The following is a 22,788-nucleotide window of genomic DNA, read 5'->3' on the forward strand; positions in this document are numbered from 1 at the left end:
GTCGGCCTTCATGACCCGTTGTGGTCGTGAAAGCCGACGTTGCATTTGGGGAGGGTGTTGGTGTCCTTGCACGCCAAGAAGATCGACGGCGTTCCGGAGGAGACGGCCCGGGTGGCCCGGGCTGCGTTCCCAAAGGGCAGCCTGGCGATGCGGATCCGTGACGAGTTGGGCGAGCTATTCCCGGACGCGGACTTCGCCGGGTTGTACCCGGCCAGGGGGAAGCCGGCCTGGTCGCCGGGCAGGCTGGCACTGGTGTCGATCATGCAGTTCGCCGAGGGCCTCTCGGACCGGCAGGCCGCGGACGCTGTGCGCGGACGGCTGGACTGGAAGTACCTGCTGGGACTGGAACTGGTCGATCCGGGGTTCGACCATTCGGTGCTCACCGAGTTCAGGGACCGGCTGATCGCCGGAGATGCCGGGATTCAGCTCCTAGACCGGGTGCTTGAGGCCGCTGCGGAGCACGGGCTGCTCAAGGCCGGTGGCCGTGCGCGCACGGATTCCACGATCGTGCTGTCCGCCGCCCGGCAGATCGACGGGCTGGTGCGGCTCGGTGAAACTCTGCGTGCCGCACTGAACAGCGTGGCGACCCACGAGCCGGAGTGGCTGGCTGGGTGGGCTCCGCCTGAGTGGTTCGACCGGTACGCGATCCGGTTCGAGGACACCCGGCTGCCCAAGGGGAAGGCCAAACAGACCGAGCTGATCGAGCAGATCGGCGCCGACGGGCTGAGACTTCTTGCAGCCCTGCACGCACCCGACGCCCCTGCGTCCCTACGGCTGCTTGACCGGGTCCAGAACCTTCGGCAGATGTGGAACCAGCAGTACTTCGTCGACAACGGACAAGTCCACCGCCGGGACCTCAAGGACCGCCCGCCGGGCGCGGACCGCCTGGTCACGCCCTACGACACCGACGCACGGGGCAGCGTAAAGCGCGGCATCTTCTGGGACGGCTACAAGGTCCACCTCACCGAGACCTGCGAGCCGGACAGCCCGAATCTGATCACCTACGTCGCCACGACCGCCTCCACCGTCCAAGACGTGCGGCTGGTCGCCCCGATCCACGCCCACCTTGCTGAGCGCGACCTCCTGCCCGACCGTCACCTGGTCGACGCGGGCTACGCAACCGCCAGGGAAGTGGTCACCGCCCGCCGAAATCACAAAGTGACTCTGGTGGGCCCAATCCTCGCCTCCACCAGCTGGCAGACCAAGGACGGCGGCTTCTCCCAGGCAGACTTCGCCGTCGACTGGGAAAACCGGCAGGTGACCTGCCCCAACGGCGCAACCAGCAGCCGTTGGGCCGAAGACCGCTCCCAGGAGGGGACAGCCGTGGTCCGAGCACGGTTCCCGCCGTCTGCCTGCCGTCCCTGCAAGACCCGAGAGCAGTGCACCCGCTCCAACAGTAAGTGGGACATGGGCCGCCGGATTACCCTCCGTCCGCAAGCGGAGTATGAGGCGATCCAGCAGGCACGAGCCCAGGAAGATACTCAGGATTGGAAGAAGCAGTACGCACACCGGGCCGGTGTCGAAGGCACCATCTCCCAAGGTGTTCGAGCCTTCGGCCTGCGGCAATGCCGGTATCACGGCCTGCCCAAAGCCCGGCTTCAGCACCAGCTCACGGCCACGGCGATGAACTTCCACCGCCTCAATGCGTGGTGGACCGAAACCCCACGAGCCCGCACACGAACATCTCGCCTGGCGGCCCTACGGCCCACCGACTAGCACTGGTAGGACCTTCTTCCGGATCACCCGGATCACCTCTGCCCCGGAGGGAAGACGGCCCCGGCCCATGGGCTGTTGCCCGGGTCCCGCACCCGTCAGCATGGGGGCTTCATCTAACGGGAGGGGAGCCCATGAGCGACGCAGTGGTGAAGGCGCTTAGTGAACTCATACCGTGCGGCGTAACGCGCGGTGAGCTGGATCGGGGCGGGCGGGCACTGCGGTGGGTCGAGGCGGGGTCGGGCAGCCCCACGGTGGTCCTGGACGCGGCCAGCGGTACACCGGCGCTGACATGGGCGCCGCTGATGCCCGTGCTGGCCGGGCACGTACGCGTCATCGCCTACGACCGTGCAGGGCTCGGCATGAGTGATCCAGCGCCGCTGCTCACCGCTGGCTCCGCGGTGGCGGACCTGATCGCGTTGCTGACTGAGGCAGGACGGGGGCCCTGCATTTTGGTCGGCAACAGCTGGGGAGGCCAGCTCGCCCAACAGGTGGCGTGGACTGCCCCGGAGTTGGTATCGGGGCTTGTCCTTGTCGATCCGGCCCATGAGGAGTTCGATCCCTTGATCGGACGGGTTGCGGAGGAGGCCTTCATGCGTCTATTCGCCATACAGAGGGTGCTGGGACGCACCGAACGCTCCCTGCGCAAAGCGGCTGTGTGGTCGGCCGAAGCGGTGACCGACGACCCGCGCGTCCGGGACCTGCTTGTCGAGGCGGAACTGGCGTGCTACGCCGATGAACACCAGGTACGCACCGCGATGGCTGAGAACCGGATGATCCCTCGGCAAGCGTCCGCCATCCGGCGACTGCGCGCGGCCTCGCGCCTGCCGGAAGTACCCGTAACCGTCCTGAGCGCGATGCAGGGGATGCCCCGGCGGTTGCGGGAGCGGTGGACGAAGCTGCAGGCGCAGGTCGCCGCTGAAGCGGAGCACGGCGAGCACAGGGTCGTGCGCGACGCTGGGCACTACATCCACCGCAGCCGGCCGGAGGCTGTGACGGAGGCCGTTCTCACGGTGATCGAGCGGGCACGGATGGAGTGAGACATAGCGGACCGCCCTCCTACCTCTTCCTCCACTTTGCGAGCCCCAACGGAACCAACGGGCAGAGCGGCCCAGACAGCGGGAGGCCAGCGCAGGAGCATCGTGTCGAACCCGGGGCGGAGTAGCCCGGCCTGTACAAGTTTGCCAACAGTGTCACAGCTCCGGCAGGGGCCGGCCCGCGTGACGCGTCTACGCGAAGTCCGGTGGCAGCTCGTGCAGTCGGCCGCAGGCGAGCATCGGGCAACGGACGAGGCGGGGGGTCTGGGGGGTGGGCTGGTCGGGGCCGACCTGGTTATGGTCGGCCTGGTCCGGGGCGCTGACCGGGACGAGGGCCGGGTCGGTGGTGGCGTCGTCCGGGGTGGGTCGCACGCGGTTGCTCCTGGTCGCCGGGGCCGGGCGGGGCGCGGCCGTCATGCCGATGAAGGGGTGAGGCGGACGAGGCGCCGGGGGCGGGTGGTGCTCGGTACGGGCGGTACGGGCAGGGGGTGCGCGGTGAGGCGGTACCAGCACGCCGTGTCCTGGGTGAGGAAGACGAAGGGTTCGCCGTCCGCCAGGCAGCGCAGGGCCGCGTCCTGGGACTCGGTGGAGGCGTGCCACCCGCGCAGGGCGCCGGGGGCGTCCCGGACGGCGGCCGGTATCCGCCGGAGCGTGCCGGGCGGGGCCCAGCCGGTGCGCGGGTGCGGGTCGAGCGCGTCGGCCAGCCGCCGGGCCTGCCCCCGCAGCCAGCGGAGCGCGAGGCGGCGGGTCGGGACGATGGTCCCGCCGAGGTGAACGCTGGTCCCGGCGTCGCCGCCGTACGTCTCGGCCAGGTACTCCACGCCCGTCACCCCTGCCCCCGCACCCACCGCCGCGCCCCGTTCTCCTCGGCGACCCGCGCACGGAGTTCCCGGAGCACGGCGGACTCCTCGCCCTCGGCGGGCGCGGGGCCGTCGTGGGCCCGGTGACGCGGACAGGCGCACGGCGGAAACGCCAGCGGATTGAACTCGGGCTCCTCCCCGACGGGGTCCGCACCCCTCACGCCGACTCCCCGGCCCCACACTCCCCGGACTCCCGGTGCCGCTTGCGCAGCACCCGGCAGTCGGTCGCCCTGCTCCAGTCGTACTCGGCCGTGGCGACGGCTTCGGCGAGGGCGAGTTCCTGGCAGGGGCGGCAGGGGGCGACGCCCGTCCGCGAATCCGGGGTGGGCGGCTGATCGGTGTCGACAGGGGGCGGAGAGGCCGACTCGGCGTTCATACGGTGTGGTCCTTCGGTGGGGCTGCTTCGCCGGCTGCGTACGTGTAACCGGGTGCACACCAACAGTGACCGCCGAGGCGTACTCTCAAAAGGGCTGAAGCCATGCCAAGGGGCATGGCATATCCCGCCAACCAGTGAGGCATAGAGGGAGGTTGAACAGGTGAACGAAGAGGTCGGCGAGGAGTGCGAACCCAAGAACGGCGCCGAATACTTCGGGGGTGAGGCCAAGGCGCTACGTGATGCGCTGGGGCTCTCGCAGGAGGCGTTCGCTGCGAAGTTGCACTACAACCAGGGGCAAGTGAGCAAGGTGGAAAAGGGGGCTGTACTGGCCTCCGAGGCGTTCGCCATCGCCATGGACCGTGTGGCTGGAACTCCGGGTCTCTACAAGCGTCTACGGAAGAGGCTCGGCAGGCAGGGGCATCCGGACTGGTTCGTTCCGTACATTGCGCTGGAAGAGTCGGCCACCGGCATCACTGACTACTCGTGCACCTTCCTCATGGGCTTGTTGCAAACGCCTGAGTACGCGGCGGCGGTCACCCGTGCCACGTTCCCGCGCGAGTCCGACGAACAGATAAAGGCACGCGTGGAACTCCGCCTGCGTCGGCAGGCGGTTCTGAATCGAGACGAGCCGCCCCTGCTCTGGGTGATCGTTCATGAGGCTGTGCTGCGCGCGCATGTCGGGGGTCCCTCCGTCATGGCCGGACAGATGGAGCACCTCTTGGTGCTCATGCGGTCGCCCCATGTGACGGTTCAAGTCTTTCCCTTCGTCGCGGGTGCCGCACCATCCCATCTGCCCTTTACGCTGCTTGCGTTGGACGAGAAGCCCCGCGCGGTCTACACCGAGACGCCGACCCACGGCGGGCAGGTGGACGAGTCACCGGCCGTGGTGGCCTCGGCGGTCAAGAAGCTCGACCGGCTACGCATGACGGCGCTCTCCGAAGAGGGATCACGCGCTTTGATTCGCAAGATCATGGAGGACCACGCAAATGAGTAACGTTCCCGCCCTCGGGGCCCTGCGGTGGGTCAAGAGCACGTACAGCGCCGGGGAAGGCCAGTGCGTCGAGTGGGCCCCGCAGCACGCCGCCCTCACCGGCGAAGTCCTGGTGCGTGACAGCAAGACCCCGCACGCCCCGCATCTGACCCTCACCCCCGAGGGCTTCGCCGCCCTCGTGACGTTCGCGAAGGCTTGCGGCTGACGTAGCGCTCAGGAGCCCCGCCGCGCCTCCGGTGGTCCGGAGTGCGGCGGGGCTCTTGCGCGGGTGGTCGGCCACCATCGACCTGGCCGGCGGGTGAGGTCGCTGGTGACCGGCACGGCCAGGATGGCTCCGCCGTCAGGACCCCCCGCCGACGCCCGAGGCCCACGAACCCCGCCCCTCGCCGAGGTCAGGGCGTGCGCCGCCGCAGGACGAGGAAGGCGGCGCCCACGGCGAGGGCGGCCAGCAGGAGGACGAGCCCGGTCTCGACGAGCATGACGGGCAGGCGGTGGGAGAACGGGTGGAACTCCACGAGCCAGTTCTCCGCTCCGGACCGCGATCCGCACCCCGCGATCCCGCCCGGCGTGGCGTAGCAGGATTCGAGGTCGATCCGGTCCCCGTTCCCCGTCACGAGCCACTGGCCCCGTATCTCGGCGTCCTCGGGCCAGTCGGCACCGGAAGCGGGCCAAGCGCTGCGGTCCCGGGTGAAGGGGACGGTCAGGGTGGAGGCCGGCCACAGCCAGGGCCGGACCGCCACGCCCACCCCCATCAACAGCCCGGTCCCGACCACCCCGGCGAAGATCGCGGGCAGGGCACGCCCGATGAGGGTCCCCGCGCACACCCCCACGGCCAGCCCGAGCAGGCAGTACGCCACGAGTACGGGCCCCGAGGCGGCGTACCCGCCGGGGACCCAGCCGCCGACGCCCCACGCCCCTGCCACCGGGGCGAGCGCCGTCCGGTAGACCATGACCAGGAGGACACCCGCCACCGCGACGGCCACGGAAGCCAGCGCGAGGGTGGAGCGGAGCCAGCGGGTGGGCGAGGCGGCGGACTGGGTCCACAGGAGGTGGTGGGTGCCGAGTTCGCGTTCGCGGGCGGTGAGCGGGCCGGCCGCGTAGGCGGCGATGACGAGGGGGACGAGGAGCAGCACGTTCTGGCTCTGGTTGAGCAGGGACCAGAAGACGGAGTGCGCCGTCCCGTACGAGTGGAGTCCCGGGCATCCGGCTCCGGTGCCGCAGGCGGCGGCCTGGGCCGGGCTGTACAGGGAGCGCCACAGCAGGGAGCCGAGCAGCAGCAGGGTGAAGACGCCGACCAGGGCCGCGCCCACCACCAGCGCCTTGCGGTGCAGCCGGAGCGCCGCACGCGGGAGCGCGGTGCGCGGGGTGCGCGCGGAAGCGGGGCCGGGCGCCTCGGTGCGCCGGTCGGGAGCCAGGGTCGTCGTCACGCCCGCACCCCCGCCCCGGCCAGGTCCCGCGCGGTCGCCTCGGGGGCGAGGAGCGCGGGCGCGGACGGGTTGCGCAGGTGGGCCAGGAGGACGTCCTCCAGGTTCGGCTCCTCGCACTCCCAGCCGCCGCCGACCGGGCCTTCGGGACGGATCAGGGCGCTGAGGCCGCGCCCGTTGGGGCGGGACTCCACCACCGTGTGCGGGGCGAGGTCGTCCGGGCCGCCGGGGCCCGTGACCAGGCGGTGCACGGCGGTCAGGTCCTCCGCCGGGCCGGCCATCCGGACCCGCCCGCCGCCGAGCAGGAGGAGGAAGTCGCAGGCTCCGGCCAGCTCGCCGAGGATGTGCGAGGACATGACGACGGTGGTGCCGCGCTCGGCCGCCTCCGCGAGCAGCGTCCCCATCAACTGGTGGCGGGCCAGCGGGTCGAGGTCCGAGACCGGCTCGTCGAGGAGGAGCAGGGCGGGCCGCTTGCCGAGGGCGAGCGCCAGCGCGACCCGCGTCCGCTGCCCGCCGGAGAGGCCGCGCACCTTGGCGGACGGGTCGAGCGCCGATTCGGCCCCGTCCTCGTACACGATCCGCTCGGCGGCCTCCTGGTCCCAGCGGCCCGGGTTGAGGTCCGCGCCCAGTCGCAGGGTGTCGGCCACGGTCAACTGCGGGAAGAGCGCCTTGTCCTGGGCGACGTAGGCGATCTCGCGGCGGGCCTCGGCGGGGCCGGCGCCGAGGACGCGCAGCTCCCCGCCGGAGGGCCTGGCCAGTCCGGCGGCGAGCGTGAGCAGGGTGCTCTTGCCCGCGCCGTTCGGCCCGACCAGGGCGCAGATCCGCCCGGCGGGCAGCCGGAACGAGCAGGCGTCGAGCGCGGCCCGGCGCCCGAACCGTTTGCCGAGGCCCCGGGCCTCGATGGCGGTGTCGGTCATGGTGATTCCTTCGTGGGGACGGGAGGGCGAGGGTCAGGCGGTGCGGCGGCGCAGCAGGCGCAGGGCCGCGAAGGCGAGCGCGGCGGTGACCACGAGGACCAGGGCCGCCTCGGCGAGGTGGAGGGGGACGGCGTGGGAGGCGGGGTGGTAGACGGTCTCGAAGCCCTCGGCGCCCTTCGCCTCGACGCAACTGCGGACGAGGGACTCGTCGTCGAGGTAGCAGCCGTCCATCGACACGGTCCGGCCCTGCCCGTCGACCGGCCCGGAGCTGAGCACCCACGCCTTCCCCGGGACGGACTCCCTGTCCCAGCCGAAGACCCGTTCCGCCGGCCACAGGTGGGGGATCAGGAGCGGCAAGCCCTTCACCGCCCCGAACATGGCCCCCGCCGACACCGCCAGAGCGGCCAGCGAGCGCCGCAGCAGCAGCCCGGTGTACGCGCCGAGGGTGACGGCGAGGAGATACAGGGCCGGGGTGGCCGGTCCGGAGGCGGAGAAGAGGAGCTGGACCGTCCAGTCGTCCAGCGGGGTCTCGGCCAGGTACGGAACGGACCGGGCCCATACGTACAGCGGCACCAGCAGGCCCACCCCGGCCACGACCACGGCTCCCGCGACCGACCACTTCACCGCGACCCAGCGGCGCGGCGAGACCGACTGCGTCCAGGCGAACGCGGCCGTCCCCCGTTCCTGCTCGGCCCCGGTGAGGGCGGCACCGGCCCAGGCGGCGACGGCCACGGGCAGCGTGCTCAGCAGGATGGGGACAGTCGCGCCGGACCATTGGAGGTGGAGCGCGAGGTTCGGGTCGACACCCGGCTCGCGGGGCAGGCAGTCCGGCTGGCGCCAGCAGTCGGGCGGCCCCAGGATCTCGGCCGACATCCCCAGCGACCGCAGCCACACCAGCCCCGCCGCCGCCAGCACCACCACGGCGAGCCAGGTCACCAGCGCCCCCCGGTGCAGTCGCAGCGCGACCCTGGCCAGCGTGACGACCGAGGGTGTCGGCGCGGCCGAGACGGCGTCCGGTGCGGGCCTGTTCAAGGTCGTGCTCATCGTTCACCCTCCGCCGGATACGTCGAGTCCAGTACCGCCGCGCAGAGCGCGGCCACGTCCTCGCGCCCGAGCCCGGCCTTCCGCGCCCGCGCCGCCCACTGGGCCAACTCCGCCTGGAGCGGCCCGGTGTCGGCGTCGGTGCCGAGGGTGCGGCGGACGAAGGTGCCCAGGCCCCGGCGGGCCTCGACCAGCCCTTCGCGCTCCAGCTCGCGGTACGCCTTCAGCACGGTGTTGGGGTTGACCGCGGTCGCCTCCACCACCTCGCGGGCGGTCGGCAACTTGTCCCCGGGCTCCAGCAGTCCCAGCCGCAACGCCTGCCGGGTCTGCTGGACGATCTGGAGGTAGGTGGCGACTCCGCTGCGCCGGTCGATCCGGTAGGCGATCACCTGTCACCCCCCTTTCACTAATCAAGTAGTGAAAGGGTGATGCAGCTCCGCTCAAACGTCAAGTCCCCCCAGGGGGTGGGCGTGAGGCGGCGAGGTCACGGCTCGAACAGAGGCGCCTCGAAGCCGCGCGCCCACGCCGCCGGAACGGCCTCCCTGCCCCCGTCAGGACGGCTCCCCGCGCTGCCACAGCATCTCCAGCCCCAGCGCGATGGCGCACAGGACGGCCGTCGACCCGGGTACGGCCACGAAGGCCACGTGGATCGGGCTGCTCTCGTCCGGGAGGAAGAGGTCCACCCACCCCAGGGTCAAGGCCAGGGCCGTGGCGACACCCCCGATCCGGGACGCCCACTCGAAGAGGCTCGCCTGCCAGGGCTGGGAGGCCGCCGGGTCCCTGGACCGCACGTCGATGCTGAAGAAGACCAGCAGCACGGCGAGGAAGGAGATCAGGCTGACCATGTCGGCGGACGGCATCGGGCGCATGGGGTGGACCCTAGCGAGCTTTGGGGTGGTAAGCGCTGATGCTCCCGTTTCGCGGTGACGGGGCGTCACGGGCGGTGGAGGGCGCGGCTCGTGCGGCGGACACCGGCCGCCCGGGGGGGCCGGTGTTCATCGCTCCCGACATGCGCGGGCCCCGCCCCGCTCCCTTCGGGAACGCGGCGGGGCCGTGCGGGCGGGCCTCCCGGCTCAGGCCTCCGTGCGGTACATCAGGTCCGTCTCGTACGTCGTGAACCCCAGCCGCTCGTACACGCTGACCGCCGCCTCGTTGTCCGCGTCGACGTAGAGCATGGCGGTCGGCAGCCCCTCGGCGGCGAGGTGGGCGAGGCCGGTGGTGGTGAGGGCCTTGCCGAGGCCGGAGCCCTGGGCGGCGGGGGCCACGCCGACCACGTAGACCTCGCCGAGGCGCTCGTCGGCGTGGACCTTGGTCCAGTGGAAACCGGCCAGTTCGCCCTCGCGCTCGGCGAGGAAGAACCCCTTCGGGTCGAACCAGGGCTCGGCCATCCGGTCGTCCAGGTCGCGCTGGGTCAGGGAACCCTGCTCGGGGTGGTGGGCGAAGGCGGCGGCGTTGACCGCGAGCCAGGCCGCGTCGTCCTCGCCGGGGACGAAGGTGCGCACGGTGACGCCCTCCGGGTACGCCGACTCGTGCAGCGGCGGGACCGAGAGGGGGCGGCGCATCTGGCGCAGCTCCCGGAAGAGGCTCATCCCCAACGCGATCGCCAGGTGCCGGGCGGCCGGGTGCCCGCCGTGCGCCCAGACCCGCAGCCGGCCGCCGGCCGCCTCCAGCAGGGCGGTGCCGAGCGCCCGGCCGTGGCCCCGGCCCCGGTGCGCGGGGTGGACGACCAGTTCGCCGGCGGGCGGCTCGACCGGGTCGGCGCCCTCCAACTGGGCGTAGCCGACGAGCTGTCCGCCGACGGTCAGCAGGAGGTGGCGTACGCCCTCGCGGCGGCCCCCGCGCAAGTGGAGGCGGCCCTGTTCGGAGACGGCCTGCTGGCCGTCCTCTGCGGCGGCGTCGGCCAGCAGGGCCAGCACCGAGACGGCCTGGTCCTCGGTGAGCTGGTCGGTGGTGTGGATCTGGCGGGAGGGCACGGGGGCCGAGGCGTCGCTGGTCATGGTCCCGAGGGTACGGCGGGCGGGCGGCCGGGCCGCCGCATTCGGGGCGTAACGGGCGTCCGGGGTGGCGCGCCGCCCGACGGCAACCTCGTCGTAACCGCAACCCTCTGTCCTGCTACGCGCGTTGACCCTAGGCTTCGCTCGTATCCCAGTCCACTCCCTCAGGGGGACGCATGTCAGCCACACCCCGCACGAGACGCCGTACCCGGCGCCTGGTGACCGGTACCGTCTCGCTGGCCGCCGTCGGCGCGCTGGTCGCCGCGATGCCGGCCGGGGCCCACGGCGAGCCCGGCCACGACCACGGCAAGCCCGGCCACGGCCGCACCGTCGACGTGCAACTGCTCTCCTTCAACGACCTGCACGGCAACCTCGAACCCCCGGCCGGCTCCTCCGGCCAGGTCACCGAGACCCAGCCGGACGGCTCGACCAAGGCGATCGACGCCGGCGGCGCCGAGTACCTGGCGACCTCGCTGCGCACCGCGCGCAAGGGCAACCCGTACAGCGTCACGGCCGCCGCCGGTGACATGGTCGGCGCCAGTCCGCTGCTCTCCGGGCTCTTCCACGACGAGCCGACCATCGAGGCGCTCAACAGGATGAAGCTCGACGTCACGGGCGTCGGCAACCACGAGTTCGACGAGGGCCGCGCCGAGCTGAACCGCCTCCAGAAGGGTGGCTGCCACCCCGAGGACGGCTGCTACACCGACGGCCGGAAGTTCCAGGGCGCCGACTTCCCCTACCTCGCCGCCAACGTCACGGACGAGAAGACCGGCGAGCCGATCCTCAAGCCGTACACGGTGTGGAAGAAGAACGGCGTCAAGATCGGCTTCATCGGCGTCACCCTGGAGGGCACGCCGGACATCGTCTCGGCCGAGGGCGTCAAGGGGCTGAAGTTCCACGACGAGGTCGAGACCGTCAACAAGTACGCCCGTGAGCTGGACCGCCAGGGCGTCAAGTCGATCGTCGCGCTCATCCACGAGGGCGGGGCCCCGGCGTCCACGTCGTACAACTACGACTGCGACTCCTCCGGCGCCGGGGACGGCATCTCCGGGCCGGTCGTGGAGATCGCCAAGGGCATCACGCCCAAGGTGGACGCGCTGGTCACCGGCCACACGCACGAGGCGTACGTCTGCACCGTCCCGGACCCGTCCGGCGAGCCGCGCACGGTCACCTCGGCCTCGTCCTTCGGCAAGCTCTACACCGACACCACGCTGACGTACGACCGGAAGACCAAGGACATCGTCCGCACCAGCGTCTCCTCGGCCAACCACGTCGTCACCCGGGACCAGCCCAAGGCCAAGGACCTCACCCGGCTGATCTCCGACTGGAACGAGCTGGCCGCGCCGATCGCCGCCCAGCCCGTCGGCCACATCTCCGGCGACCTGCCCGGCCGGGGCGCCACCACGCCGGAGTCGCCGCTCGGCGACGTCATCGCCGACGCCCAGCTGGCCCACGCCAAGTCCCTGGACGACACGGCCGTCCTCGCGCTGATGAACCCCGGCGGCATCCGCTCCGACCTGGTGTACAAGGCGTCCGGCGGCGAGGGCGACGGGGTGGTGACCTACGGCGAGGCGTTCACCGTCCAGCCGTTCAGCAACACCGTCAACCTCGTCACGCTCACCGGCGAGCAACTGGTGACCGCGCTCCAGCAGCAGGTCAGCGGCGGCAACGAGGCGTCCCCGAAGATCCTCCAGGTGTCGGAGGGGCTGACGTACACCCTCGACCTCACCAGGTCCGGCGCCGACCGCGTCGTCGCCGACACCATCCGCCTGAACGGCGAGCCGATCGACCCGGCCGCCTCCTACCGCGTCGCGATGAACTCCTTCCTCGCCGGCGGCGGCGACGGCTTCGCGGCCCTCGGCGCGGGCACCGACCCCCTCGTCGGCAGCGACGACCTGGCCGCCTTCAACGACTACCTGACGGCCACCACCTCCCCCGCCGACCCCCTGGAACCGCCGAAGGGGGACCGGATCGCGATCGTGCGGTAACGCGCCGCACCGGCGACGAAGGGAAGGAGGAGGGGCGCACCCGGCGGAGCACCGGGTGCGCCCCTCCCGCCGTCGCCCGGGGCGGGACTCCTCCCCGCGACACGTGCGGAAAACCTCGCATTAGCTGAGGTACCGGGAGCCGAGGTTGCGGGTGGTGGCGGGGGGCGTGGTGGGATGAGGCGATGCGTTCCCCCCACCGCATGGCCAAGGAAAACGACCGTTCACCCCAGGCGCCGGACCCCGCCGACGAGCCCGCCACGCCCGCGCCGCGCTACGGCCCGTACGCGTCCAACCCCGAGTGGGACAACCCGTACGAGCAGCTGGCCGGGCTCGACGACCGGGCCGTGGACACCTTCCTCCAGGAGGAGCCGGACGCCCTCGACGCCTTCGAGACCGGCGAGGGCCCGGCCTGCGCGCCGCCCCCCGCTGCGGCGCCCCGGCGCCGGCCGCGCGGGCGCGGTCCCGTGCGGAGCGCCTTCCACACGCTGCACTGGGGCGCCAAGATCACCGTCGGCGTGCTCGTCCTGGCCGCCTTCCTCGCCCTCGGCGACCGCTGGGCCGTCCTCTACGCCGAGAACAAGGCGGAGGAGTCGCTCAAGGAGTCGATGAACCTCGCCGCCGCCCCCGAGGTCGACATCGACGGCTTCCCCTTCCTCACCCAGGTCGCCGCCCGGCGGCTCGACACCGTCCACCTCACCGTCCCCGACGTCGCCGCCGGTCGCGTCTCGCTCGCCGAGGTCTCCGCCACCGGGCACGACGTACGGATCTCCGGGGAGGGCCTGACCGGCTTCGACGGGGCCGACATCGGCGGCGTCGACGGAGAGGTCCGGCTCTCCTTCGACGACCTCGGGCGCGAACTCGGCGCCTCCCAGGTCACGTTCACCGGCAAGGGCGACGACCGCGTCCTCGCGCGCGGCACCCTGCCCGTGGCCGGGCACGAACTGGCCCTGCGCGCCAACGCGTTGATCCGCCGCGAGGGCGACCGGGGGGTCACCACCGAGGTCACCGGCGCACGGCTGGACATCGGTGACCTCGCCGTCTTCCGCCCCGGTGCCGGCCTCCACCTCACCCCGAGCAGCCTGGAGAAGCTGGCCGACGAGACGGCCAAGGCCAAGGCCCTGCTCTCGGTCCCGGCCATCGTGCACGCCCTCGGCGTCCCCGACTCCCGGATCCGCGCGGCCCTCGCCGACGACCGCAGGCTCGCCGACCTCCTCGGCACCCCCGCCGTCGTCGACGACCTCCTCGCGGTCAACCTGGTCGACCTCGCCGCCGCCCACCCCGACGTCCTGAGCCGCCTCGGCATCGACCCGAACCTCCTCGACGCCCTCGCCGACCTCACCCGCCCCCAGCTCGCCGACCGCCTCACCCTCGGCTTCACCCTCCCCGAACTCCCCGCCGAGGGCGACGTCCGCCTGCGCGACGTCAGGGTGGAGCCGGACGGCATCCTGGTCAGGCTGGCGGGGACGGGGGTGCGGTTCGGGAAGTAGGGCGGGCGCGCGCGGTCCGGTACGGGGCCTGGCCTCAGCCCGCCCCCGTACCTCCGTCGGCCTCCTCGGCCCCGTCCTCCGTGCGCTCCGCCCCCGGCGGCGGCGTGGGCGCCCCCGGCAGAATCAGCCGGACCAGGGTTCCGCCCCCTTCGGCCCGTTCCACGGCGACCCGGCCCCCGCACTGCTCGGCGGTACGGGCCACGATGGACAGGCCCAGCCCCGAACCGGGCAGCGAGCGGGCCGACGGGGAGCGCCAGAACCGGTCGAAGACGTACCGGAGTTCGTCCTCGGGGATGCCGGGGCCCCGGTCGCGGACGGTGAGTTCGCCGCGGTGCAGGCGGACGTCGACGGTGCCGCCGGGCGGGCTGAACTTCACCGCGTTGTCGAGGATGTTGACCACGGCCCGCTCCAGCGCGGCCGGGCGGCAGCGGACGTACCAGGGCGCCAGGTCGGCGGTGAAGGTCAGCCGCGGGCCGCGCAGCCTGGCCCGGCGCAGGGCGGTCGCCGTCGTCTCGTGGAAGGCCACCACCTCCAGGCGGCCCTGTTGCGCGCCGTCGGTGCGGGAGAGTTCCTGGAGGTCGCCGATGAGCGCGGCCAGTTCCGTCATCTGGGCCTTGACCGAGTCGAGCAGCTCGGCCCGGTCCTCGGCCGGCAGGGCGCGGCCGGTGCTCTCGCTGCGGGCCAGCAGCTCGATGTTGGTCCGCAGCGAGGTCAGCGGGGTGCGCAGCTCGTGCCCGGCGTCGGCGATGAGCTGTTGCTGGAGGTCGTGGGAGTCGGCGAGCGCGCTGGTCATCGCGTTGAAGGAGGCGGAGAGTCGGGCGATCTCGTCGTCGCCCTCGACCGGGATGCGCACCGTCAGGTCCCGGGTGCGGGCCACCTGCTCCACGGCCTTGGCCAACCGGTCCACGGGCCGCAGCCCCGACCGGGCGATCCACAGCCCGGCCCCGCCCGCGCCGAGGACCCCGACGCCCGAGACGAGCAGGAGCAGCAGCGCCAGGTCGTCCAGGGTGTCGTGGGTCTCCTCCAGCGCGTACGCGTAGACGATCGCGGTGCCCGGGAAGTGCGCCGGGGGCGGGCCCTTGCCCAGTGCGGGGGCGGCCAGGACGCGGACCTCGGTGCCGTCGGCGGCCTTCGCGTCGTGCGGCCCGGCTTCGTGGCCGGGCCCGGCCGACGCCACCGCGAGATCGGCGGCGTCGGGCTGGACCACCCCGGCGGACGAGGCCGCGACGCAGACCCGGCCGTCGCTGGTGACCAGCTGGAGGTACAGCTCGGGCTGGGCCCGGCCGAAGTCGCCCGGGCCGGCCGGGGCGGGCTCGCTCGGGCAGTCGGCGAGCAGGTCGCGCAGGGCGGCGGTGGGCTGCGGCTGGTTCTGCGCGTGCAACTGGGCGTCGATCTCGTCGTACAGCTTGCCGCGCACCACGAACCAGCAGGCCACCGAGACGGCGGCGACCGCCAGCGCCACGGCCGCCGTCACCAGCAGGGCGAGGCGGGCCCGCAGCGGGAGCGCGCCGAGCCGTCTCACTCGCCGCTCCCCGAGCGCAGCACGTAGCCGACGCCGCGCACGGTGTGCACCAGGCGCGGCTCGCCGCCCGCCTCGGTCTTGCGCCGCAGGTACATCACGTACACGTCCAGGGAGTTGGAGGTCGGCTCGAAGTCGAAGCCCCAGACGGCCTTGAGGATCTGCTCGCGGGTCAGCACCTGGCGCGGGTGGGCGAGCAACATCTCCAGCAGGGTGAACTCGGTACGGGTCAGCTCCACCGGCCGGTTCCCGCGCAGTACCTCGCGGGTCGAGAGGTCCATCCGCAGGTCGGCGAAGGCGAGCACGTCCTCGCCCTCGCCGGAGCCGGCCGGCTCGGCGGCGTACGAGGAGCGGCGGAGCAGGGCGCGGACCCGGGCGAACAGCTCGTCCAGCTCGAAGGGCTTGACCAGGTAGTCGTCGGCGCCCGCGTCGAGGCCGGTGACGCGGTCGCCGACGGTGTCGCGGGCGGTCAGCATGAGGATCGGCACCCTGTCCTGGCCGGCCCGCATCCGACGGGCCGCCGTCAGCCCGTCCATCCGGGGCATCTGGATGTCCAGGATGATCAGGTCGGGGCGGTAGGAGGCGGCCTTGTCCAGCGCGTCGAGGCCGTCGACGGCGACCTGTGTGCCGTACCCCTCGAAGGCGAGGCTGCGGCGGAGCGCGTCGCGGACCGCGGGCTCGTCGTCGACGATCAGGATGCGCTGCTCGCGGTCCTGGTCCTGGGGTTCGGCGGCCGGCATGGCGGGCTCCCTGGGGTTCGGGGGTACGGAACTCGGATCGCGGTCAGCCTCGCACGCGCGGGGCGGCCCGCACCCGTCACCGCTGGGAGCCGGAGCGCAGCGTGTCGAGGTCGGCCTTGAGGTCGTTGACGGGGATGGCGAAGCCCAGGCCGACGCTGCCGGCGTCCGACGACGAGCCCTGCGAGGAACCGGCCGAGTACATCGCCGAGTTGATGCCGATGATCTGGCCGTCCAGGTTGATCAGGGCGCCGCCGGAGTTGCCCGGGTTGAGGGAGGCGTCGGTCTGGATCGCCTGGTAGGTCGTGGTCCGCTCGCCGGTCTCGCCGTTGAACTGCTCCCCGCCGTACTCGAAGGGCCACTCGCGACCGCCGCCCTGCCCGCTGCCGCCCTGGCTCTCGTCCCGGGAGACGGTCACGTCGCGGTCGAGGGCGGAGACGATGCCGCTGGTCACGGTCCCGGTCAGTCCGGCGGGCGACCCGATGGCCACCACGTCGTCCCCGACGGCCACCTTGCCGGAGTCGCCGAGCGAGGCCGCCTTGAGCCCCGAGGCGCCCCGGACCTCGATCAGCGCCAGGTCCTTGGAGCTGTCCGTGCCGACCACCTCGGCGCTGTACGTCGTGCCGTCGCTGGTCGCCACCTGGACCTGCGAGGCCCCGGAGACCACGTGGTTGTTGGTGACGATCTCGCCGTCCTCGCTGATGATCACGCCGGAGCCGGTCGACTGGCCCGAGGACCCCGCCGCCTTGATCTCCACGATGCTCGGCCCGACCGCGGCGGCCACCCCGGCGACCGTCCCCCTGCTGGAGGCGGCCACGGTGGTGCCGTTGACCGGCGAGCCCGAGCCGTCGGCCCCGCCGCCGGTCAGCTCCTGGAAGGCGTACGCCGTCCCGCCGCCGATCGCGGCGGCGGCCACCGCGACCGCGGCGAGCAGCCCGGCCGGTCCGCGCAGGCGGCGCCGGTGACGCGGGGTGTGCGGCGGGTAGGCGGGCGGCGGCGGCCAGGCAGCCGCCTCGCCGGCCGCACCGTGGGCGTACGGCGTCCGCTGCTCGGGGTACGGGGTCGTCGGGTACTCGCTGGGTGCGCCGTCGTGGCGGGGGCTCTCCGTCATGTCTGCGACGATCCGGCCGCCGGATGAGAGCGAGCTGAGAAGCGCCTGAGAAGCGGGGGAGAATCCCGTATGCCCGGTATAAGGAAGCCTGTCCCCCCCGGCACGAGGAGGCCGGGGCGGTGCCCGCGCTCGTTCAGGAGCAGCCGCAGGAGCGCCGCACGACCAGCCGCGACGGGAACACCTTCTGCCGCTCGCGGCGGGAGCCCGCCACGCGCAGGGCGTCGTCGAGGACGAGGTCGACGGCGGCGCGGGCCATCGCGGTGCGGTCGGAGGCGACCGTGGTCAGGGGCGGGTCGGTGAGACCGGCCTCCTTGACGTCGTCGAAGCCGGCCACGAGAAGCTCCCCGGGCACGTCGATCCGCAGCTCCCGCGCGGCGCGCAGCACGCCTATCGCCTGGTCGTCGGTGGCGCAGACGATGGCGGGCGGGCGGTCGGGCCCCGCGAGGAGGGTCAGGGCGACCTCGTAGGCGTCGTAGCGGTTGTACGGGGCCTGGAAGAGGCGGCCCTCGGTGGTGCGGCCCGCTTCGGCCATGGCGCGGCGCCAGCCCTCGACGTGGTCGGAGACCGGGTCGCCGACCGGCGGGGTGCTGGCGGTGCCGCCGAGGCAGGCGACATAGGGGACGCCGTGCTCCAGGAGGTGGCGGGTGAGGAGCTGGGCGCCGCCCACGTCGTCGGTGACCACGGCGACGTCGTCGATCGCGTCGGGCCGGCGGTGCAGCAGGACGACCCGGGCGTCCCACGCCTCGATCTCGCTGGCGGCGGTCTCGCTCGGGCCCTGGCTGACCAGGATCAGTCCGGAGACCCGCATGCCGAGGAAGGCGCGGAGGTAGTGGACCTCGCGCTCGTCGAGGTAGTCGGAGTTGCCGACCAGGACCATCTTTCCGCGCTCGGCGGCGGCCTGCTCCACGGCGTGCGCCATCTCCGCGAAGAAGGGCTGCCGCGCGTCGGGCACGATCATGCCGATGAGGTCGGTGCGGCGGGACGCCATCGCCTGCGCGACCCGGTCGGGCCGGTAGCCCAACTCCTTGATCGCGGCGAGTACCCGCTCTCTGGTGGCCGGGGCGACCGGCCGGGGTCCGTTGTTGATCACGTAACTCACGACGGCGGTCGAGGTACCCGCCAGTCGCGCCACGTCGTCCCGCGTCACCTTGGCCACCGGGGCAGTCTACGCGGGTCGAGGCCCTCGCCCTATGGGTTCTCCGCCCTCCGATACCGGCCCCGGGCGGCGCTCCGCCCGCCTCCCGGGGCCGCCGTGGGGCGGCCGGGAGACGGGCGGAGGGAGCGGGCCGGGCGGCTCAGCCCTTGGCCGCCGCCTGCCCCGGGGAACCGGAGGCGGAGGCGGCGGCGGCGCGGGACTCCCGCACCTTCTCCGCGGCCTCCACCTGCGCCTGCTCCTTGGCCGCCTTCTCCTTCGCCTCCGGCTTCTCCGGGGTGACGAAGCGGTAGCCGACGTTGCGGACGGTGCCGATCAGCGACTCGTGCTCGGGGCCGAGCTTGGCGCGCAGCCGCCGTACGTGCACGTCGACGGTGCGGGTGCCGCCGAAGTAGTCGTAGCCCCAGACCTCCTGGAGCAGCTGGGCGCGGGTGAAGACCCGGCCCGGGTGCTGCGCCAGGTACTTCAGCAGCTCGAACTCCTTGAAGGTGAGGTCGAGGACGCGGCCCTTCAGCTTGGCGCTGTAGGTGGCCTCGTCCACGGAGAGGTCGCCGTTGCGGATCTCCATGGGGGAGTCGTCGGTGGTGATCTGCTGGCGGCCCATGGCCAGCCGCAGCCGCGCCTCGACCTCGGCCGGGCCCGCGGTGTCCAGCAGCACGTCGTCGATGCCCCACTCGGCGGTGACGGCGGCGAGGCCGCCCTCGGTGACGACCAGGACCAGGGGGCAGCCGGGCCCGGTGGAGCGCAGCAGCTGGCAGAGGCTGCGGACGTGCGGCAGGTCGCGGCGGCCGTCGATCAGGATGACGTCCGCGCTCGGGGCGTCGACGAGGGCGGGCCCTTCGGCCGGGACGACGCGGACCTGGTGGAGGAGCAGCCCCAGCGCGGGCAGCACCTCGGTGGAGGGCTGGAGGGCGTTGGTGAGCAGCAGCAGGGAGCTCATCGGCGCTCACCCGCCCCGCAGCGGTCTCGGCAGCTCGGATGGTGGGGGTTGGATCGTTCGCCCATGACGTCGGTTCCTCCTCGGTTCCCTGCGAGAGGGAGCCCGTCCGGAGTGGCGCGCCGGACGGACATGCGGCACTGCGTACGGATACGTCCACGACCCCCGCGCCCTGGGGACCGCCGGCCTCCCGGAGCGCAGGACGCGACCGGAGTCCCGGTCGTATACAACGTGCCGGAAAGCACGAAAGGACCCGGGGGCTTCGCTGCCCGAGTCCTCTTCCCAGCACAATAACCCACATGAGTACGCCTACGGCAGGGCGCGACGTGCGCCCGGACCCCTCCCCGGCCGCCTCCCGAGTCCCTTCGAGGGGCCGTGCGCGAGGGGCCGGACCGAGGTCCGCGGGCGGCGCCCAGAGCCCTCGGACGACCCCCGTCGCCGCAGGTCAGGAAGGATTCCCCGAGGGAGCCGAACGGGTCGTGCTGCTGGCGGCCGACGGGGTCGCGATCGAGGCGGTGTACGAGCCCGCGGACGGGGACGCGGATGTGACCGAGGACGCGGCCGGCCGGGTGCCGGTCACCGTCGTCGCCCACGGCTTCACCGGCAGTGCCACCCGGCCGCACGTCCGCCGGGCCGCGGCCGTCTTCCGCCGCCACGGGGCGGTGGTCACCTTCTCGTTCCGCGGCCACGGAGCCTCCGGTGGCCGCTCGACCGTCGGCGACCGCGAGGTGCTCGACCTCGCCGCCGCCGTCGCCTGGGCCCGGCGGCTGGGCCACCGCACGGTGCGGACGGTCGGCTTCTCGATGGGCGGCTCTGTCGTCCTGCGCCACGCCGCCCTGCACCGCCCCGGGACGCCGGACGCGGACGGGCCCGCCCACACCGACGCCGTCGTCGCGGTCAGCGCGCCCGCCCGCTGGTACTACCGGGGCACCGCCGCCATGCGCCGCCTGCACTGGGTCGTCACCCGGCCGCTGGGCCGCGCGGTCGGCCGGTACGGGCTGCGCACCCGCGTCCACACCCGCGACTGGGACCCGGTCCCGCTCGATCCCACCGAGGCCGCCGCCCGCATCGCCCCCACCCCCCTCCTCCTCGTCCACGGCGACCGCGACCCCTACTTCCCCCTCGACCACCCCCGCGCCCTGGCCGCCGCGGCCCCCCACGCCGATCTCTGGCTCGAACCCGGCATGGGCCACGCCGAGAACGCGGCGGGCGAGCCGCTGCTCACCCGCATCGCCGACTGGGCGGCGCGGCGGGCGCCGGGTGGGTGAAGAGCGCTGGGGGTGCCCGCAGCTCACCGGCCCGCGGCCGGGCCCGTACGGCGTGCGCGGACAAAGCAGAGCCCGCCCGGCATTCGGGGACACGCCGAGTCACCCCCGCCCCGCGAGGGCCTAACCTTGCGTCCGGGCGCGCCCGCGGACCGCCCCAGGCAACAAGGAGGGCCGGTGTCCCGCACCCGGCCGAGGAGGAGCCCCCATGCCCACCGGCACGATCCGCTACTGGGCGGCAGCCAAGGCCGCCGCCGGGGTCGCCGAGGAGCCGTACGACGCGGCGACCCTCGCCGAGGTCCTGGACGGTGTGCGCGGCGCCCACCCGGGTGAGCTGGTCCGCGTGCTCCGGCGCTGCTCGTTCCTGGTCGACGGCGATCCCGTCGGCACCCGCGCCCATGAGACCGTACGGCTGGCCGAGGGCGGCACGGTCGAGGTGCTCCCGCCGTTCGCAGGAGGGTGACCCCCCACAGCATGAGCAATCAGCCGCAGCAGCCGTACGACCCGTACGGCCAGCAGGCCCCCCAGGGCCACCCGTACGACCCGAACGCCGTGGGGTACGGGCAGGACCCGTACCCGCAGCAGGCATACGGCGGGCAGCAGGCCCCCCAGGGGCAGGCCGCGCCCGCGCAGACCTGGCAGGGCGAGACCTGGGAGAGCCAGAGCCACCCCACGATCGACCCCTCGCAGGGTCCTTACGGTGGGCAGCAGGGCTACCCGGCGCAGGGATACGGGGCCCAGCCCTCGGGCCGGTACCCGGCTCCCTCGCCGTACGAGGAGACGGCGATGATGCCGCCCACCCCGGCCGCCGGCCCGCCCCCGCCCCCGAGCGCCCCCGGCCGGCCCGCGCCCTCCCCCTACGAGGAGACCGCGATGATGCCGCAGGCCAAGCGGGGCGCCACCCCGCCCGGCCCACCGCCCCCGCCCTACGGCGGCCAGGGCCACCCGGCACCACCGCCGTCCCCGTACGAGCAGACGGCCTTCGTCCCCCCGACGGCCCCCGGCCCGGGGCCGGTCCCGCCGCCTTCTCCGTACGAGGAGACGGCGTTGATTCCGCCGGTGGAGGCTGGGTCTGGTCCGGTGTCGCACGGTGGTGGGGGAGGTGCGGTCCCGCCTCCGTCGCCGTACGAGGAGACGGCGTTGATCCCGCCCGTGACCGGTGCCGGGCCGATGCCCGAGGCCCGGGAGCGGGACGGCGGCCATCGGGCGCCCGCCGGGACCGGGAGCCATCGTGCGCCCGCCGGGACCGGGAACCACCGTGCGCCCGCCGGGACCGGTAGTCACCGTGCCCCGGGTGCCGAGAGCCCGGCGGAGGACGGGCCCGCCTACGGCCCGGCCACCGTCACCGGCAACACCCGCATCACCGACGCCCAGCGCGCCCGAGCCGAGGGCCGCTCGCCGATCATCGACCCGGGGACGCAGCCCGCGCTGCTCACCGCCGCGCTCGGTCTGCTCATGGCGGGCGGGGCGGCGCTCGGCTGGTTCGGGCTGCTGGTGCCGCTGGTGGTCCTCCAGGGGGTGACGGCGGCCGGGTGGTTCCGGCTGAACGGGATGTGGCCGGCCCGGCAGGGCATCGTCCTCGCCTTCGCGGGCGCCCTCGTGGCCGACGCGGTGCTGCTGGTCGCCGGAGAGGAGAACGGCCCCGCCGCCGTCATCGGCACGCTCGGCGTCTGGGTGCTGCTCTGCCTCGTCCTCCAGCTGCGCAGCGGCGCTCCGCCCGACGACCGGCTGCACGGCCTCTTCGCCACCATCGCCTCGGCCGCGCTGGCGATCCTGGCCGCCGGGTACCTGGCCGCCGGGGCGGACGCGGTCGTGGTCGGCGGGATCTCGGTGGCCGTCGCGGTCTTCGTCCGCTCGCTGCCGCTGCCCGCCGCCGCCTCGATGGTCGCCGCCGTCCTCGCGGGCGCGGGGGCCGGTGCGGTCGGCGGCGCGCTGACCGGGCTCGGCGCCCCGGCCGCGCTGATCGGCGCCGGCGCGGCGGTGTGCGCGGTGATCGGCCACCGGGTCGCGGCGTACGACTACCCGTCGCGGTTCGTGCACATGACGGCGGGCGTCGCCCTGCCGCTCACCGCCGCCGCCCCGGCCGTCTACCTGCTGGGCCGCGTGGTCACCGGCTGACCCCGACCGCCGACACCTACCGCGCCCCCGCCGATTCCGGCAGGGGCGCGGTGGCGTTCCGTACGCTTTCGGTCGCCGTGCGCCATCGGGACGTATCAGGTCGCACACACTCGTGCGGAG

23 protein-coding genes are annotated in these 22,788 nt (G+C 73.6%); 9 read left to right on the top strand and 14 right to left on the bottom strand.

Features of this window, described 5'->3' with window-relative positions; all coding sequences use genetic code 11:
• The first annotated feature begins 60 nt into the window (after window positions 1–60).
• Both ACSLIC_RS14210 and ACSLIC_RS14215 read left to right on the top strand, forming a co-directional pair.
• The gene (locus ACSLIC_RS14210; RefSeq protein WP_436738049.1) at window positions 61–1,716 is read left to right on the top strand and encodes an IS1182 family transposase; all 1,656 of its coding nucleotides are present in this window, start codon (window positions 61–63) and stop codon (window positions 1,714–1,716) included.
• Between the two features lie 131 nt (window positions 1,717–1,847).
• A complete protein-coding gene (locus ACSLIC_RS14215; RefSeq protein ID WP_436738050.1) occupies window positions 1,848–2,753 on the top strand; it encodes an alpha/beta fold hydrolase in 906 nt (301 codons plus the stop codon).
• A gap of 189 nt (window positions 2,754–2,942) precedes the next feature.
• On the opposite strand, the gene ACSLIC_RS14220 is transcribed toward ACSLIC_RS14215, so the two are convergent.
• From ACSLIC_RS14220 to ACSLIC_RS14230, 3 genes are all read right to left on the bottom strand, one after another.
• Complete coding sequence (locus tag ACSLIC_RS14220; RefSeq protein WP_436738051.1) at window positions 2,943–3,122, bottom strand: hypothetical protein; 180 nt, start codon at window positions 3,120–3,122, stop codon at window positions 2,943–2,945.
• Between the two features lie 41 nt (window positions 3,123–3,163).
• On the bottom strand, window positions 3,164–3,598 hold the full coding sequence (locus ACSLIC_RS14225; protein WP_436738052.1) for a hypothetical protein: 435 nt from the start codon (window positions 3,596–3,598) through the stop codon (window positions 3,164–3,166).
• A 169-nt stretch (window positions 3,599–3,767) separates the two neighbouring features.
• Entirely contained in the window at window positions 3,768–3,986 is a 219-nt protein-coding gene (locus ACSLIC_RS14230) for a hypothetical protein (RefSeq protein WP_436738053.1), read from the bottom strand.
• A gap of 160 nt (window positions 3,987–4,146) precedes the next feature.
• Between ACSLIC_RS14230 and ACSLIC_RS14235 the strand changes: the two genes are divergently transcribed.
• Complete coding sequence (locus tag ACSLIC_RS14235) at window positions 4,147–4,980, top strand: helix-turn-helix domain-containing protein (RefSeq protein ID WP_436738054.1); 834 nt, start codon at window positions 4,147–4,149, stop codon at window positions 4,978–4,980.
• Window positions 4,973–5,182, top strand: a complete 210-nt coding sequence (locus tag ACSLIC_RS14240; RefSeq protein WP_436738055.1) for a DUF397 domain-containing protein — start codon at window positions 4,973–4,975, stop codon at window positions 5,180–5,182. The genes ACSLIC_RS14235 and ACSLIC_RS14240 overlap by 8 nt, the downstream gene beginning before the upstream one ends.
• 187 nt (window positions 5,183–5,369) lie before the next feature.
• Here ACSLIC_RS14240 and ACSLIC_RS14245 read toward each other — a convergent pair whose 3' ends face one another.
• The 6 genes from ACSLIC_RS14245 to mshD form a co-directional block, all read right to left on the bottom strand.
• Complete coding sequence (locus tag ACSLIC_RS14245) at window positions 5,370–6,404, bottom strand: ABC transporter (protein ID WP_436738056.1); 1,035 nt, start codon at window positions 6,402–6,404, stop codon at window positions 5,370–5,372.
• On the bottom strand, window positions 6,401–7,318 hold the full coding sequence (locus tag ACSLIC_RS14250) for an ABC transporter ATP-binding protein (RefSeq protein WP_436738057.1): 918 nt from the start codon (window positions 7,316–7,318) through the stop codon (window positions 6,401–6,403). Before ACSLIC_RS14250 ends, ACSLIC_RS14245 begins: the two co-directional genes overlap by 4 nt.
• Before the next feature lie 33 nt (window positions 7,319–7,351).
• Window positions 7,352–8,362 (bottom strand): ABC transporter, encoded by a 1,011-nt coding sequence (locus ACSLIC_RS14255; RefSeq protein ID WP_436738058.1) that lies wholly within the window; start codon window positions 8,360–8,362, stop codon window positions 7,352–7,354.
• Complete coding sequence (locus tag ACSLIC_RS14260) at window positions 8,359–8,748, bottom strand: GntR family transcriptional regulator (protein WP_436738059.1); 390 nt, start codon at window positions 8,746–8,748, stop codon at window positions 8,359–8,361. The genes ACSLIC_RS14255 and ACSLIC_RS14260 overlap by 4 nt, the downstream gene beginning before the upstream one ends.
• A gap of 162 nt (window positions 8,749–8,910) precedes the next feature.
• The gene (locus ACSLIC_RS14265) at window positions 8,911–9,228 is read right to left on the bottom strand and encodes a hypothetical protein (RefSeq protein WP_436738060.1); all 318 of its coding nucleotides are present in this window, start codon (window positions 9,226–9,228) and stop codon (window positions 8,911–8,913) included.
• A gap of 204 nt (window positions 9,229–9,432) precedes the next feature.
• Window positions 9,433–10,356, bottom strand: coding sequence for a mycothiol synthase (gene mshD / locus ACSLIC_RS14270; protein WP_436738061.1), 924 nt, complete (start codon window positions 10,354–10,356; stop codon window positions 9,433–9,435).
• Window positions 10,357–10,529: 173 nt separating this feature from the next.
• Between mshD and ACSLIC_RS14275 the strand changes: the two genes are divergently transcribed.
• Both ACSLIC_RS14275 and ACSLIC_RS14280 read left to right on the top strand, forming a co-directional pair.
• Window positions 10,530–12,341 carry a bifunctional metallophosphatase/5'-nucleotidase gene (locus ACSLIC_RS14275; protein ID WP_436738062.1) on the top strand — a complete coding sequence of 604 codons (1,812 nt, stop codon included), beginning with the start codon at window positions 10,530–10,532 and terminating at the stop codon, window positions 12,339–12,341.
• A gap of 182 nt (window positions 12,342–12,523) precedes the next feature.
• Complete coding sequence (locus ACSLIC_RS14280; RefSeq protein WP_436738063.1) at window positions 12,524–13,828, top strand: LmeA family phospholipid-binding protein; 1,305 nt, start codon at window positions 12,524–12,526, stop codon at window positions 13,826–13,828.
• 34 nt (window positions 13,829–13,862) lie between these two features.
• On the opposite strand, the gene ACSLIC_RS14285 is transcribed toward ACSLIC_RS14280, so the two are convergent.
• The 5 genes from ACSLIC_RS14285 to ACSLIC_RS14305 form a co-directional block, all read right to left on the bottom strand.
• Entirely contained in the window at window positions 13,863–15,350 is a 1,488-nt protein-coding gene (locus ACSLIC_RS14285) for a HAMP domain-containing sensor histidine kinase (RefSeq protein WP_436738064.1), read from the bottom strand.
• A complete protein-coding gene (locus ACSLIC_RS14290) occupies window positions 15,347–16,087 on the bottom strand; it encodes a response regulator transcription factor (protein ID WP_436738065.1) in 741 nt (246 codons plus the stop codon). The genes ACSLIC_RS14285 and ACSLIC_RS14290 overlap by 4 nt, the downstream gene beginning before the upstream one ends.
• Before the next feature lie 76 nt (window positions 16,088–16,163).
• Window positions 16,164–17,195, bottom strand: coding sequence for a S1C family serine protease (locus ACSLIC_RS14295; protein WP_436738066.1), 1,032 nt, complete (start codon window positions 17,193–17,195; stop codon window positions 16,164–16,166).
• Window positions 17,196–17,328: 133 nt separating this feature from the next.
• On the bottom strand, window positions 17,329–18,351 hold the full coding sequence (locus ACSLIC_RS14300; protein WP_436738067.1) for a LacI family DNA-binding transcriptional regulator: 1,023 nt from the start codon (window positions 18,349–18,351) through the stop codon (window positions 17,329–17,331).
• 139 nt (window positions 18,352–18,490) lie between these two features.
• Entirely contained in the window at window positions 18,491–19,288 is a 798-nt protein-coding gene (locus ACSLIC_RS14305; RefSeq protein WP_436738068.1) for a response regulator transcription factor, read from the bottom strand.
• 476 nt (window positions 19,289–19,764) lie between these two features.
• On the opposite strand from ACSLIC_RS14305, the gene ACSLIC_RS14310 reads away from it, so the two are divergent.
• The 3 genes from ACSLIC_RS14310 to ACSLIC_RS14320 all read left to right on the top strand — a co-directional run bounded on the left by ACSLIC_RS14310 (window position 19,765) and on the right by ACSLIC_RS14320 (window position 22,668).
• Window positions 19,765–20,553, top strand: coding sequence for an alpha/beta hydrolase (locus tag ACSLIC_RS14310; protein ID WP_436738069.1), 789 nt, complete (start codon window positions 19,765–19,767; stop codon window positions 20,551–20,553).
• Window positions 20,554–20,758: 205 nt separating this feature from the next.
• The gene (locus tag ACSLIC_RS14315; RefSeq protein WP_436738070.1) at window positions 20,759–21,013 is read left to right on the top strand and encodes a MoaD/ThiS family protein; all 255 of its coding nucleotides are present in this window, start codon (window positions 20,759–20,761) and stop codon (window positions 21,011–21,013) included.
• Between the two features lie 11 nt (window positions 21,014–21,024).
• Complete coding sequence (locus tag ACSLIC_RS14320) at window positions 21,025–22,668, top strand: hypothetical protein (RefSeq protein WP_436738071.1); 1,644 nt, start codon at window positions 21,025–21,027, stop codon at window positions 22,666–22,668.
• The last annotated feature ends 120 nt before the right edge of the window (window positions 22,669–22,788 follow it).

This window comes from Streptomyces sp. BBFR102, from assembly GCF_051397025.1.
Lineage (GTDB): Bacteria > Actinomycetota > Actinomycetes > Streptomycetales > Streptomycetaceae > Streptomyces.

Bases quoted from the DNA above. Each gene is read 5' to 3' on its own strand.
- ACSLIC_RS14320 (WP_436738071.1), top strand. From the start codon at position 21,025: ATGAGCAATCAGCCGCAGCAGCCGTACGACCCGTACGGCCAGCAGGCC.
- ACSLIC_RS14230 (WP_436738053.1), bottom strand. From the start codon at position 3,986: ATGAACGCCGAGTCGGCCTCTCCGCCCCCTGTCGACACCGATCAGCCG.
- ACSLIC_RS14250 (WP_436738057.1), bottom strand. From the start codon at position 7,318: ATGACCGACACCGCCATCGAGGCCCGGGGCCTCGGCAAACGGTTCGGG.
- ACSLIC_RS14255 (WP_436738058.1), bottom strand. From the start codon at position 8,362: ATGAGCACGACCTTGAACAGGCCCGCACCGGACGCCGTCTCGGCCGCG.
- ACSLIC_RS14280 (WP_436738063.1), top strand. From the start codon at position 12,524: ATGCGTTCCCCCCACCGCATGGCCAAGGAAAACGACCGTTCACCCCAG.
- ACSLIC_RS14315 (WP_436738070.1), top strand. From the start codon at position 20,759: ATGCCCACCGGCACGATCCGCTACTGGGCGGCAGCCAAGGCCGCCGCC.
- ACSLIC_RS14215 (WP_436738050.1), top strand. From the start codon at position 1,848: ATGAGCGACGCAGTGGTGAAGGCGCTTAGTGAACTCATACCGTGCGGC.
- ACSLIC_RS14240 (WP_436738055.1), top strand. From the start codon at position 4,973: ATGAGTAACGTTCCCGCCCTCGGGGCCCTGCGGTGGGTCAAGAGCACG.
- ACSLIC_RS14275 (WP_436738062.1), top strand. From the start codon at position 10,530: ATGTCAGCCACACCCCGCACGAGACGCCGTACCCGGCGCCTGGTGACC.
- ACSLIC_RS14290 (WP_436738065.1), bottom strand. From the start codon at position 16,087: ATGCCGGCCGCCGAACCCCAGGACCAGGACCGCGAGCAGCGCATCCTG.
- ACSLIC_RS14305 (WP_436738068.1), bottom strand. From the start codon at position 19,288: ATGAGCTCCCTGCTGCTGCTCACCAACGCCCTCCAGCCCTCCACCGAG.
- ACSLIC_RS14265 (WP_436738060.1), bottom strand. From the start codon at position 9,228: ATGCGCCCGATGCCGTCCGCCGACATGGTCAGCCTGATCTCCTTCCTC.
- mshD (WP_436738061.1), bottom strand. From the start codon at position 10,356: ATGACCAGCGACGCCTCGGCCCCCGTGCCCTCCCGCCAGATCCACACC.
- ACSLIC_RS14295 (WP_436738066.1), bottom strand. From the start codon at position 17,195: ATGACGGAGAGCCCCCGCCACGACGGCGCACCCAGCGAGTACCCGACG.